Genomic DNA, 12,746 nt, shown 5'->3' with positions numbered 1-12,746 from the left:
TTGAGTATTCACCATGGCGAATATTCGTGTCAAGGAATAGCTTCGAACAGTCGGCGGTAGATCGGCTTCGTCCCGAGTAGCGGCGTGTGGTGCCCGGACAGGATCGACCCGCTGGTCGCCCCGGCGGCCGTGACCAGCGTCCCGCGTACGTGGTAGTCGGGATGAACGCCGTCGTCGCTCGTCCGGCGCTCGAACTCCACCGTGAGCTCGTCCCCCCGCCGCACGGGCACGACGGAGTCGAACACCGGCAGGTACACCGGCATCCAGTTCGTCTTGTCCCGCAGCGAGTCCAGCCGCCTGGCGCCCGCGCCCGCCTCCAGCCCGATCCAGCACAACAACCCGTCCACGGACCCGTCGCGCTCGATCGTCAGGCTCACGCGCGAGGTGTCCTCCAGCGGCGCGGACCCGTCGAACCGGAGCCTCTCCACCGCCCCGGCCGTCGACAGCAGGACGTCCGGCCCCGGATCGGCCACCGACAGCCGCACGTCGAAGGGCCGCTCATAAAGATCGAAGATCTTCCTGAGGTACGGCAGCGCCTTCCGCGAGAAGGCCGGGCCACCGGGAAACAGCTCCCGCGACGACACCGCCCCGACCAAGGTGTCACAGGCGGCGGGCACGACCACGCCGTCGTGGGTGAGCAGGCGCGCGTGCGCGTCGGTCATGGCCGCGAGCATGCCCTCCGAGCTGGCGATCGACCCGATGAGCTCGGCCACGCACACCTCCGCCCGCGCCGCCGGCCGCACGTCGAAGGAGGTGCCGTGCACGACCTCGATGATGTCGGCGTACGGCGAGGCCGCCCCCCTCTTGGCCGCCATGGTGTGGCTTTCCCGGTTGGCCTCGACCGCGTACACGTGCTCGGCCCCGTGACCGGCGGCCTCCAGGGCCCAGTTGAGATCGCGGCCCGTCCCGATGTCGATGACCCGGCGGCCCGCCGCCACCGCCCGGAGCGCGTGGCCGAGGGCCGCGTTCCTCAGGTGGTCGTGGGTCATGACGTAGTACAGGACCCGGTCGTAGAAGGGGTATTCACCGACGGACGGCCAGAGGGCGGGGCTGTCGCCGACCGCGATGCCGACCGATCCACCCTGCCAGGTGTAGATGTCACGCGTCATGGGCCTCCGCCTTGCCTGGGGACTCTGGGGCGCCGCCGTACGCGCGGAGCACGCCAGGAGGGATGTCGGTGTCGGAGACGGGGACGGCGACCAGCGCGAGCGCGCCGTTCTTGGCGTGCTTGGCGGCTTCCTCCAGCGCGGCGTCGAGATCGCCGGTCGTCCGGCAGCGGGTGCTCCAGCCGCCGAGCGCGCGGATGACCGCCTCGTAGGGCGGTTCGCCGGCGGCGAACCGGGTGATGCCGGTGTCGGATCCGGCCAGGGCGCGGACGTAGCGCGGCCAGCCGAAGCCGCCGTTCTCGAAGACGACGAAGACGATTCCGCGCCCTTGCTCGGCGGCGACCGGCAGCGCGTTCATGCTCATCGTCATCGCACCGTCGCCGCAGATCACGACGGTGGGCAGCGACGGCTCGGCGAGCGCGGCGCCCAGCGAGGCGGCGACGCCGAAGCCCATCATGGTCTGCTCGCCCGGCGCCACCACCTTGGCCCGCTCGGACAGCGACAGCAAGGGGTAGTGGTAGCTCCACATGTCGTGCAGGCCGTTCTCCTGGACGAGCACGAGGTCACGCCCGAACCTGGACCGGACCGCGCGCAGGGCCGAAGCGGCGAAGGAGCCGGTGTGGGGGAGTTCGGTCTTCACCGCGGCGACGCGCTGCGACCAGGCCGGTGACGGGTGCGCCGTGAGGCCGTCGGCGAGCAGGCGCGCGGTGAGCGCGGCGTCGCCGGCCAGCGCGATCTCGGGGCGGACGGCGAGGTCGAAGGCGTCGGGATCGGCGTCCACGTGGATCAGGCGCTGCCCGGTGAGGCTCCACCCCGTGCGTACGGTCTCCTCCAGGCGGGTGCCCAAGGCCAGGATCACATCGGCGTCGTCGAGCAGTTCGGCGGCGGGAGCGGCGGCGTAGAGCCCGGCGAGTCCGCAGTAGCGCGGGTGGTCCTCGTCGAGCACGCCCCGCCCGGCGGCGGTGGCGAACACGGCCGCGCCCCAGGTCTCGGCCAGCGCCCGCAGGGGAGCGCCCGCGCCGGCCGCCTTGGCGCCGCCGCCCGCGATGATCACCGGCGCGGTGGCCCGAGCCATCACGTCCACCGCCCGGTCGAGATCGTCGCCCGCGGGGGCGGAGCGCAGGCGACGCGGGGGAGCCGCCGGCGCGGCGTTTCGCGGTGGCTCGCCCTGGAGTGCCTCCTCTGCCAGCTCGACGACCGTGACCCCGGGCGCGCCGTTGATCGCACGGTGTACGGCCTGCCGCAGGGCCCAGCCGAGCTGGTCCACGTCCTCGGCCAGCACGTACCACTTGGCCACGGCGGCGCTGACCGCACGCTGGTCCACCTGCTGGAATCCGCCTCTGCCCAGACCGGCCCTGGGGATCCGCGTGGTCACCACGACGACGGGCGCGTGCAGCGACGCCGCCTCCAGCAGGCCCGCGAGGGCGTTGGGCAGCGAAGGGCCGGAGTTGGTCGCGAGGACGGCCGGGTTGCCGGACACCAGCGCGTGCCCCGCCGCCAGGCAGGCGCCGGCCCGCTGGTCGCGCACCGGCACCGCCTTGAGGCCGGGTACGGCGAGGGCGGCGTCGAGCAGAGCGGGTTCGTCGGAGGGCACGCCGGTCACCAGGTCGCATCCGGCGTGCGCGAGGGTCGTGGCGATGTGGCGCCACATGACCGTCCCGGGCTCATCCGACGGCATGCGCGCCGCCGTCCACGTGCAGGATCTCCCCGGTCGTGGCGGGGAACCAGTCGGAGAACAACGCCACGCAGGCCCGTGCCACAGGATCGGCGTCGGCCTCCCAGCCCAAAGGAGACTTGGCCTGCCACTTGGCGTAGAAGTCGTCGCCGGGCTGCTTGTCGAACTCCGCGGCCGCCACGGTCCTGATCGGGCCCGCCGCGACCAGGTTCACCCGGATGCCCTGGCGGCCGAGGTAGTACGCGAGGTAGCGGGCGCAGGATTCGAGCCCGCTCTTGGCCACGCCCATCCAGTCGTACTCGGACCAGCTCACCGTCGAGTCGAAGTCGAGCCCGACGATCGACGAGCCCGGCTTGCGCAGCAGGGGCAGGAGCGCGATCGACAGGCTGTGGAGTGAGTAGGTCGAGGTCCGCAGCGTGGTGGCGACGTCCGGCCACGTGGTGGTGGTGAAGTTGCCGCCCAGAGCGGCGGGCGGCGCGTAGGCGATCGAGTGGAGCACGCCGTCGAGTTCGCCGACATGCTCGCCGACGCGGTCGGCGAGGTCGGCGAGCTGTTCGGGGTCGGTGACGTCGAGGCCGACGACCGGCGCCGGACCCGGCAGCCGGCGTACGAGGCGCTCGACGAGGCTGACCCGGGGAAAGGCCGTGAGAACGACTTCCGCGCCATTTTCCAGTGCCAGCCTGGCCACATGGAATGCGATGGACGAGGGGGTGAGAACACCCGTGATGAGCAGTCGTTTTCCGGTCAGAATCCCGTTCAATCCCGAGCCGCCATCGCCTGCTCGATGTGGTCGATCAGGTCCTCGACCGTCACTATTCTCGGCATCTCGGCGTCCGTGATCTCGACTGCGAACTTGTCCTCGACCGCCACCCCGATCTCGACCATCGACAGCGAGTCGATATCGAGGTCATCGACGATGGATTTCTTCGGCGATACATCTGCCGCTTGCATTCCTGTTACTTCCTGGATGATGGCGCTGACCTCGCCGTATATGTCTTCGCGAGTTTCGGTCATTACCCAGCCTCTCGATGGAAGTTACGCCGAATGAGGTTATACGTCGGAACACTTGTAAGCGTCAAGGATGGTCGATGATCCTTTTCGGACCGGCCGTTATCCGTGTCCAAATGGCGGGCAATCTGGCTAGGTCGATTTCCAGACTTCTCATAATCGCTGGTAGGAGCGCTGTCCCTGCCCTGACGGACGGTGGGTGACCCGATGCATGAGGTGAGTATGCAGATGCAAATACCTTGCATGACTAGGAAGTACCGCGCGGTCAGTCGCCGGAGTTTGGAGGTCGGATGACCGGAAAGACCGACGTTGACCCGTTATCCGGCGTCACGTAGGAAAGTCCTCGGTAGGTGATGCTGATGCTGATCTCCGATGGATCGGCAATAACGAATGAACGGGTGGCGAGCATCGCAGCCGCCGTCTCGCAGGGGCTCGCACGGGACGGCATAGCACCGGGGGATCGCATTCTCCTGGTCGCGCGGAACTCGCCGGACTTTGTCGTAGGATTCTTCGCTCTCGTCAACCTAAACATTTCCATCGTGATGGTGGACGCTCATCAAACGCGTGGTGAACTCGAGCGGATGGCCGCCGTCTCGGGAGCGAACATCGCACTGACGGATGACGCCACACCGCCACCGGCCGGTATGCGAACCATCGAGCTCGGCCGGCTGGTCTCGACGGTGCAGGACCCGCCCGTGCGGTCACTCGACCTCAACGCCTGGACCGGCCGCCGCGACGCGCTGATCGCGTGGTCCTCCGGTTCGACCGGGCACCCCAAGGGCATCGTGCGCTCCGGCCGTTCGATCATCGCGAACACCGAGCGGACCTCCGCCCGCATGGCGTACACGCGCGAGGACGTGCTCCTGCCGCTCCTCCCCTTCTCCCACCAATACGGGATCTCGCTGGTCCTGATCTGGCTGATGAGCGACTGCTCGCTGCTCATCACCCCGTACAGCCGGCTCGACCGGGCCCTGCGGGCGGGCGCCGACGCGGGCGCCACGTCCGTGGACGCGACCCCCTCGACGTACCACACGATCCTGAATCTCGCGGAGCGCCGGCCGGAGCTGCTGGCCGATCTGTCCCGTGTCCGCATGTGGTGTGTGGGCGGCGCGCCCCTGGATCCGACGCTCTCCGACAGGTTCCTCACCGAGGTCGGCCAGCCGCTGCTGGACGGCTACGGCAGCACGGAGGCCGGCAACATCGCGCTGGCCACGCCGGACAACCCGAACGGCTGCGGCCGCCCGCTGGCCGGGGTGGACGTGACGATCGTCGACGACGACGGCAAGGAGCTGAGCGCCGGCCAGATGGGCGAGGTCGTCGTACGCTCCGCCGACCTGATGGAGGGCTACCTGCCTCTGGAGGAGGAGGCGGCGCCCCTGACCGAGCTGCGCACCAACGACCTGGGCCACATGGACACCGAGGGCAACCTCTACGTGGTCGGCCGCAAGTTCGCCGTCCACCGCCTCGGGCACACCATCTATCCGGAGGCCGTGGAACGGCGGGCGGCGGCCGTGCTGGGGCGTCCGGTCGCGGTCGTCCCGGTGGAGGACGAGCGGCTCGGGTGCCGGCTCGTCTTCTTCGTCGCCGGAGCCGGTGAACCGCAGCCCGCGGACTGGCGGGCCCGGCTCACCACGCAGCTTCCCGCGCACGAAGGCCCCAACCAGGTCATCGTGCTCGACCGGATCCCGGTCACCGCCCGCGGCAAACCCGACATGGCGGCGTTGCGGCGGCTGACCGCCACCGGCGGCGTCCAGGTGCCGGCGGGGACGTCGGCCATGATGCCGCCCGAGGAACGGGTGCGAGGCCTGCGGGCCGTGGAGGAGATGCTGCGGGACGATCCGCAGCCGATCATCGACATCCTGACCGAGATCTCGCTGCACCGGTCGGTCATGGACGAGATCGAAGCCTCCCGCGCCACCCTGGCCGGCGCGGTCGAGGAGGTCCTCACCCACGGGCCGGCCAGAATCCGCCGCCTGGCCGCGTTCATGCCGTCGAACGTCCTGCTCTACAGCTACGTCCTCTACCTCCTGGTGCCCGCGCTGTTCACCGAACGGCTGACCGCCAGGCCGGCGAGCGTGATCGCCGGCCAGCTCCACCGGCTGCACGCCCTCCTGGCGCCCGTGCACAACCTGCCGATCGAGGTGGTCGAGGCCAGCCAGCGGGAGTTCGTCACCGGCCAGGTGGCCTCCGCCGACGTCGTCATCTTCACCGGCACCTACAAGAACGCCGAACAGGTCCGTGCCACTCTGCGCGACGAACAGCTCTTCGTCTTCTTCGGGCAGGGGGTCAACCCGTTCATCGTGGGGCCGGACGCGCAGGTCGGCCGGGCCGTACGCGATGCCATGCGGGTGCGGCTGCTCAACTCGGGCCAGGACTGCTACGGACCCGATGTCCTCTACGTCCACGACTCCGTCAAGGACAGCTTCATCGACGGCCTCACCCAGGCGGTGACGGCGGCCAAGTACGGCAGCAACCGCGACCCGGAAGCCGACTACGGAAGCCTCTGGTACGACACCGCGGTGGAGGCCTCCGCCGACTACCTGCGCCGCAACCACGAGAACATCGTCGCCGGAGGCGCCATCGACTTCCGTACCAAACGCGTCGAACCCACCGTCCTGGTACGGGACTGGGCCCCGCGCGTGCCCATCGTGGAGTTCTTCGCCCCGATCTTCAACGTCGTCGGCTACTCCACGGCGCAGCAGGTGAACCAGCACATCGACTCGCCCTTCTTCGCCGAACGGGCGATGGGCGCCATGGTGTACGACGGCGAGCCCGGCCTCGTCGACACCCTGCGCAAACGGCACACCGTGGCCGTGAACAGCACGCTGATCGACGTCGACAACGGCAACCAGCCGTTCGGCGGGCACGGCGTCATGGCGGGCTACGTCATGCGGTACGGCAAGCGCTGGACCGGGCCCGCACTCATCTCCCAGGTGGTCGCCGAGCACCTGACCACGCCACGACTCGACTGAACGCGAAAGGCAGCCTGCCCATGCCGATCCGCCATCCCCGACGCGTGGTCATCACCGGCGCGGGCGTCATCTCTCCCGTCGGCCGGGACGTGGACACGTTCTGGACCAGCCTGCTCCAGGGCCGCAGCGGCATAGCGACGATCGACGCGTTCGACCCGGCCGGACTCAGCACCACGATCGCCGCGCAGGTCCGCGACTTCGACCCTCTGGAGTACATGCCGCACAAGGTGAGCCGCAGGCTCGACCACTTCGCGCGGTACGGCCTGGCGGCGGCGGTCCAGGCGGCCGACGAGGCCAAGCTGGCGCAGGGCGGGGACCTCAACCCCCGGCTGGGCGTCCTGGTCAGCTCGGGGTACGGAAGCAGCTGGCTGCAGCAGTCGCTCTACAGCCGCTTCGCCGAGCGTGGTCCCCGTGGCGTGCCGCCGTACGCGGCGGCGGCGCTGTCCGCCGACAGCCCGTCGGCGGAGATCGCCCTGCGCTTCGGCGCCGCGGGACCTTCGGGCTCCATGAGTACGGCCTGCGCCACCGGCACCATGAGCGTCGGCGAGGCGGCCATGTGGATCAGGACCGGCCGGGCGGATCTGGCGATCGCCGGCGGCTGCGACGACTCGATCACCGCGTTCGACATGGCGACCACCGGCATCACCGGAGCGCTGTCGCGGCGCAACGACGAGCCGGAACGCGCCTGCCGCCCCTTCGACAGGGACCGCGACGGCTTCGTCGTGGGTTCTGGCGCGGCGGTGGTCGTCCTGGAGGAGGCCGAGCACGCCCTGCGAAGGGGCGCGGCGATCCAGGCGGAGGTCGCCGGCTACGCGGCCACCACCGACGCCTTCCATCCCACCGCGCCGCATCCCGACGGGCTGGGCGCGGCGACGGTGATGCGGCTCGCGCTGCAGGATGCGGGCCTCGAACCGGACGGCATCGACTACATCAACGCGCACGGCACCGGGACCGTGCTCAACGACAGGATCGAGAGCCTGGCGATCCGCAAGGTCTTCGGCGCGCGGGTGCCGCCGATCAGCTCCATCAAGGCGCTGACCGGGCACATGATCGGCGCCGCGGGCACCGCCGAGCTCATCGCCACCGTCAGGGCGATCGCGACCGGCCTCGTGCCGCCCACGTTCAACTGCGACGCGCCCGAGGACGAGGACCTCGACTACGTCCCGAACCACGTGCGCCGCATGGACGTGGGCGCCGCACTGAGCAACTCCTTCGGATTCGGCGGTCACAACGCGGCCCTGGTGGTCCGCGCGTGGACGCCGTGACATCGCTATCGGAAAGGGCAACGATGTCTGGACCCGTCAGTTCGCACAACGAGTGGGACCCCCTGGAAGAGGTCGTCGTCGGCGTGGTGGACGGCGCGATGCTGCCCGACTGGAACGTGATCAACAAGGTCACCGTGCCGCCGGGGTCGTGGGAGACGATCGAGGAGGTCAGCGGGGCGGACGGCACCCCCTACCCGCCCGAGATGATCGAGCCCGCCAAGGCGGACCTGGAACAGTTCATCGACATCCTCCAGACGGCCGGGGTACGGGTGCGCCGGCCCGACCCCATCGACTTCGCCGCCGGTTTCTCCACCCCGTCCTGGCAGGTCGGGACCGGATTCTGCGCGGCCAACCCCCGTGACGTCTTCCTGGTCATCGGCGACGAGATCATCGAGGCGCCGATGGCCGACCGCGGGCGGCAGTACGAGACCTGGCCCTACCGGCGGCTTCTGAAGGAATACTCCGCGGCCGGCGCCCGGTGGACGGCCGCCCCCCGCCCGCAGCTGCTCGACGACCTGTACGACGACGACTACCGCGTGCCCGAGCCCGGCGAGCCCATCGGGTTCGTCACCACCGAGTTCGAGCCGACCTTCGACGCCGCCGACTTCGTCCGGGCCGGCCGCGACATCTTCTGCCAGCGCAGCCACGTCACCAACCAGGCCGGCATCGACTGGCTGCGCCGCCACCTCGGCGACGACTACCGCATCCACGTGCTGGAGTCCCGCTGCCCGCAGGCCATGCACATCGACACCACGTTCATGCCGCTGGCGCCCGGCAAGGTGCTGGTCAACCCCGAGTTCCTCGACCTGGCCAGTCTCCCGCCGGTCCTGCGGGACTGGGACGTGCTCGTGGCGCCCGATCCGGTCCACACCGACTCCAACCCGATCGGCGTGGTCAGCGGCTGGGTCAACATGAACGTCCTCATGCTCGACGAGCGCCGCGTGGTCGTCGAACGCAGCCAGGAGCCCATGATCCAGGCGTTCAAGGAGTGGGGCTTCACGCCCGTGCCCTGCTCGTTCGAGTCCTACTACGCCTTCGCCGGGTCGTTCCACTGCGCGACGCTCGACGTCCGGCGTGACGGCCCGCTCCGGTCGTACTTCCCCGCATGACCGACGGCCGTACCGTATTGATCACCGGCGCGGCCGGCGGGATCGGCTCGGTCACCGCACGGGCGCTGGCGGCCAAGGGGTTCCACGTCTTCGCCGGCGTACGCGACCCCGAGCGGGCCGTCACCGAGACCTTCGCCGACAGCCCGGAGGGGATCGAGGTGATCCACCTCGACGTCACCTCGCCCGATTCCGTCGAGGAGGCGGTGGCGAAGGTGCCGGGGCCGGGGCGGCGCCTGGTCGGCGTGGTCAACGCGGCGACCGCCGAGTACCACGGCCCGCTGGAGATCCTGCCCATGGAGTTCGTCCGGCACGAACTGGAGGTCAACTACCTGGGCCCGCTGGCCGTGACCAGGGCGTTCACACCCCATCTCCGCACGAACGGCGGCCGCGTGGTCAACATCAGCAGCATCAACGGGCTGTGCGTCTTCCCCAGCATCGGCGCGAGCTGCGCGGCCAAGTACGCCCTGGAGGCGTCGTCGAACGCGCTGCGCATGGAGCTGCGCCGGTGGGGCATCCACGTGGTGCTCGTCAACCCGGGCGCGGTGCGCACGGCCCTGTGGCCACGCTCGCTGCGCGCGTTCGAGTCTCTGCCGGACAAGGTGCACGCCGACCAGCTACGCCTGTACTACCCGGCCTGGGCCCGTTCGGTCGAGCGGGCGCGGGTCGACCAGGACCGCATGCTGAAGCTGGCCGCCCATCCCACGCGGGTGAGCGAGGCCATCGTCCATGCCCTGACCTCGGCGCGGCCGCGCAGCCGCTACCTGGTCGGCTGGGACGCGCGAGTGCTCGCCATGGCCCGATGGATTCTGCCCACGCGGGCCTTCGACACTCTCGCCTCGTACACCTTCCGGGAATAGGACGACCAGGACAGGACGATATGAAGGGTTCGCAAAACCCGTGGGTCGTGCTGACGATTCTGTGCGCCAGCCTGTTCATCGTCGTCATCGACATCACGGTGCTCTACACGGCGCTGCCGATGCTCTCGGCCGAGCTCGGCCCGAGTTCGTCGCAGGTGCTGTGGATCGCCGACGTCTACTCGCTCGTCTGCGCGCCCCTGCTGCTCCCGTTCGCCGCCCTCGGCGACCGGTACGGCCGGCGGGCGATGCTGCTGTGGGGATACGCGGTGTTCGGGCTCGCCTCCCTGGCGGCGGCGTTCGCCCCGAACGTCGCGATCCTCATCGCGGCCCGCGCGATCCTCGGGCTGGGCGGCGCGATGATCATGCCGTCCACGCTCTCGATGATCAGGCAGGTGTTCACCGATCCGAAGCCGCGGGCGACGGCCCTCGGCGTGTGGAGCGCCGTCGCCGCCGGAGGCGCCATCATCGGCCCGCTCGTCGGCGGCGCGCTCGTCGAATGGACCTGGTGGGGCGCGGTGTTCCTGATCAACGTCCCGGTCATGCTCGCCGCGATCCCGCTCACCCTGCTGCTGGTGCCGGAGTCGCCGCGCGCCGACTCGGGACGCTGGGACGCGCTGGGCGCGCTCCTGGCCACGGGCGGGGTGCTCAGCCTCGCCTTCGGCATCAAGACGGCGGGGCACGAGTCGTTGTTCGCGCCGCCGGCCCTGGCGAGCTGGGCCGGCGCCGCCGTCCTGCTGATGTGGTTCGTGCGCAGGCAACTGCGCGCCGCCGAGCCGTTGCTCGAAGTACGGCTGTTCGCCAACCCCGCCTTCTCCACGGCGGCCGTGTCCATCCTGGTCACGTTCCTCGTGCTGGTCGGGCTGGAGCTGTTCTTCACCCAGTACCTGCAACTGGTCGTGGGTCTCGGCCCGCTGTCGGCCGCCCTGCGCATCCTGCCGATGAGCGTGACCAGCGTGCTCGGCAGCCTCGCCGGCGGCCCGCTCGTCGCCCGCTTCGGCGCGCCGCCGCTGGTCGCGGCCGGGCTGGTGGGCACCTCGGTGGCACTGGCACCCCTGGTGACGCTGACCACCACCGACCAGCCGTGGCTGATCGGCCTCTGCTTCGCCGCGATGGGTTTCTCGCTGTCCGTGGCACTGACCGCGGCGTCCAACGCGATGATGAACGCCGTCGCCACCGAACACGCCGGCCAGGCGGCGGCCGTCGAGGAGACCTCCTACGAGCTCGGCGGCGGGCTCGGGATCGCCGTCCTGGGCAGTGTCATGTCCGCCGCCTTCGCCGCCTGGTTTCCCCACGCGGGAGTGGTCAGGGACTCGGCCCTCGCCCTGCGCAGCGCGTACCCCCAGATAGCCGAATCCGCCCGGGAGACGTTCGTCGCCAGTCTGCACCTGACCGTCATCGTGTCCGCGGCGCTCCTGATGATCACCGGGCTGGTCATCGTGGTCGTGCTCCGCAGACATCCCCGAATCGCCCCGAACCTAGGAGAAAAGGCATGACCAGCTCCGGCGCCGTGGACAAGTGGGGCTTCGAGACCTTCACCCAGGTCCTCGAAGAGGGATCGGGCCTGATCGGTGAGCCCGCGATCGTGGACGGCATCACCGGCCCCAGCATCACGCAGAACGGCCGCACGCTGACCAACCTCGCCAGCATCAACCTCCTGAACATGCACCAGCGTTCCGACCTGCGGCAGTGCTTCACGGAAGGCGCCCACCGGTACGGCCTCACCACCGGCGGCTCCCGCATGACGCAGGGCGTCTGCCGCGCCCACCTGGAACTGGAACACGACGTCAGCCAGGCGACGGGCAAGGAACGCGCCCTCACCTTCGCCACCGGCCTGCTGGCCAACGTGGGCTTCGTCCATGCCATGAGCCAGGACATCGACCTCGGCGCCGGCGTCCGCATGAACAACTCCGACTCGGTGTTCGTCCTGGACCGGGACTCCCACTGGAGCCTGTGGAAGGCGGTGGAGGGCCTGGGATACGGCAAACGCGTCTTCTTCTTCCGCCACAACGACCCGGACCACCTCGACCGCGTCCTCGCCAAGGTCGGCGGCGGCAAGGTGGTCGTGGTCATGGAGAGCGTCTACTCGGCGGACGGCACCATGGGCCCCCTCCCCGCGCTCCTGGACCTGTGCGAGAAGCACAACGCCATCAGCTTCGTCGACGACGCCAACGGCTTCATGATCTACGGCCCCGCCCACCGCCCCTTCGCCACCGAGTACCAGCACATGCGCGACCGGGCCGACTTCGTGATGATGTCCTTCTCCAAGGCGGTGGGCCTTGAGGGCGGGGCGATCGCCGGTCCGTCGGCGGCGGTGCAGTCGTTCGAGCTCCTGTCGGGAACCTCGATGTTCACCGCCGCCATGCAACCGCCCACCGCCGTCACCGCCCGGGAGATCATCCGCCGCCTGAGCCACGATCCTGAGATCGTCGACTCCTACCTGGCGAAGGTGACCGCGTTCCGCCGGCGGCTGGCCGACATCGGCTGCGAGACCAGCGAGACGAGCACCTACATCGTCTCGGTCCCGGTCAACGACGACGACATCGCCGTGGAACTGCGGCAGGCGTTCCTGGACCACGGCTACCTCGTGCCCGTCTTCGTCTACCCGGCCGTCAAGCGCAACAAGGCCCTGCTCCGCCTGATCATCAGCGACGGCCACACCGAGGACCAGCTGGACGGCTTCCTCTCCACCCTGGCGACGCTCAAGGAGCAGTTCAGGTTCTGAGCTGCTTCACTCCGGAATGTAACGCATGTTAC

General features: G+C 69.8%; 10 protein-coding genes. 6 read left to right on the top strand and 4 right to left on the bottom strand.

Annotated features, from left to right (window positions below):
* Window positions 1–29: 29 nt before the first annotated feature.
* The 4 genes from ACIBI5_RS07710 to ACIBI5_RS07695 are packed head-to-tail and all read right to left on the bottom strand — an operon-like array spanning window position 30 to window position 3,795.
* Complete coding sequence (locus ACIBI5_RS07710; RefSeq protein ID WP_397244291.1) at window positions 30–1,109, bottom strand: hypothetical protein; 1,080 nt, start codon at window positions 1,107–1,109, stop codon at window positions 30–32.
* Window positions 1,099–2,784 (bottom strand): thiamine pyrophosphate-binding protein, encoded by a 1,686-nt coding sequence (locus ACIBI5_RS07705; RefSeq protein WP_397244289.1) that lies wholly within the window; start codon window positions 2,782–2,784, stop codon window positions 1,099–1,101. Before ACIBI5_RS07705 ends, ACIBI5_RS07710 begins: the two co-directional genes overlap by 11 nt.
* Entirely contained in the window at window positions 2,771–3,541 is a 771-nt protein-coding gene (gene fabI, locus ACIBI5_RS07700) for an enoyl-ACP reductase FabI (protein ID WP_397244287.1), read from the bottom strand. The genes ACIBI5_RS07705 and fabI overlap by 14 nt, the downstream gene beginning before the upstream one ends.
* Entirely contained in the window at window positions 3,538–3,795 is a 258-nt protein-coding gene (locus ACIBI5_RS07695) for an acyl carrier protein (protein WP_397244285.1), read from the bottom strand. Before ACIBI5_RS07695 ends, fabI begins: the two co-directional genes overlap by 4 nt.
* A gap of 347 nt (window positions 3,796–4,142) precedes the next feature.
* Here ACIBI5_RS07695 and ACIBI5_RS07690 point away from each other — a divergent pair, with 347 nt between their 5' ends.
* Genes ACIBI5_RS07690 through ACIBI5_RS07665 form a run of 6 tightly spaced genes read left to right on the top strand, consistent with a single transcriptional unit; the run spans window position 4,143 to window position 12,714 of the window.
* A complete protein-coding gene (locus tag ACIBI5_RS07690; RefSeq protein ID WP_397244283.1) occupies window positions 4,143–6,761 on the top strand; it encodes an aldehyde dehydrogenase family protein in 2,619 nt (872 codons plus the stop codon).
* A gap of 20 nt (window positions 6,762–6,781) precedes the next feature.
* On the top strand, window positions 6,782–8,026 hold the full coding sequence (locus ACIBI5_RS07685) for a beta-ketoacyl-[acyl-carrier-protein] synthase family protein (RefSeq protein ID WP_397244281.1): 1,245 nt from the start codon (window positions 6,782–6,784) through the stop codon (window positions 8,024–8,026).
* Between the two features lie 23 nt (window positions 8,027–8,049).
* A complete protein-coding gene (locus ACIBI5_RS07680) occupies window positions 8,050–9,135 on the top strand; it encodes a hypothetical protein (protein ID WP_397244279.1) in 1,086 nt (361 codons plus the stop codon).
* The gene (locus ACIBI5_RS07675) at window positions 9,132–9,992 is read left to right on the top strand and encodes an SDR family NAD(P)-dependent oxidoreductase (RefSeq protein WP_379610274.1); all 861 of its coding nucleotides are present in this window, start codon (window positions 9,132–9,134) and stop codon (window positions 9,990–9,992) included. Before ACIBI5_RS07680 ends, ACIBI5_RS07675 begins: the two co-directional genes overlap by 4 nt.
* A 20-nt stretch (window positions 9,993–10,012) precedes the next feature.
* Complete coding sequence (locus ACIBI5_RS07670; RefSeq protein WP_397244277.1) at window positions 10,013–11,485, top strand: MFS transporter; 1,473 nt, start codon at window positions 10,013–10,015, stop codon at window positions 11,483–11,485.
* Window positions 11,482–12,714 (top strand): aminotransferase class I/II-fold pyridoxal phosphate-dependent enzyme, encoded by a 1,233-nt coding sequence (locus ACIBI5_RS07665; RefSeq protein WP_397244275.1) that lies wholly within the window; start codon window positions 11,482–11,484, stop codon window positions 12,712–12,714. The genes ACIBI5_RS07670 and ACIBI5_RS07665 overlap by 4 nt, the downstream gene beginning before the upstream one ends.
* Window positions 12,715–12,746: the final 32 nt, after the last annotated feature.

Origin of the sequence: Nonomuraea sp. NPDC050540 (assembly GCF_044457485.1) — a bacterium.
Lineage (GTDB): Bacteria > Actinomycetota > Actinomycetes > Streptosporangiales > Streptosporangiaceae > Nonomuraea.
Note: the sequence above shows the minus strand (reverse complement) of the source record. Positions and strands in the feature narration are given on the sequence as shown.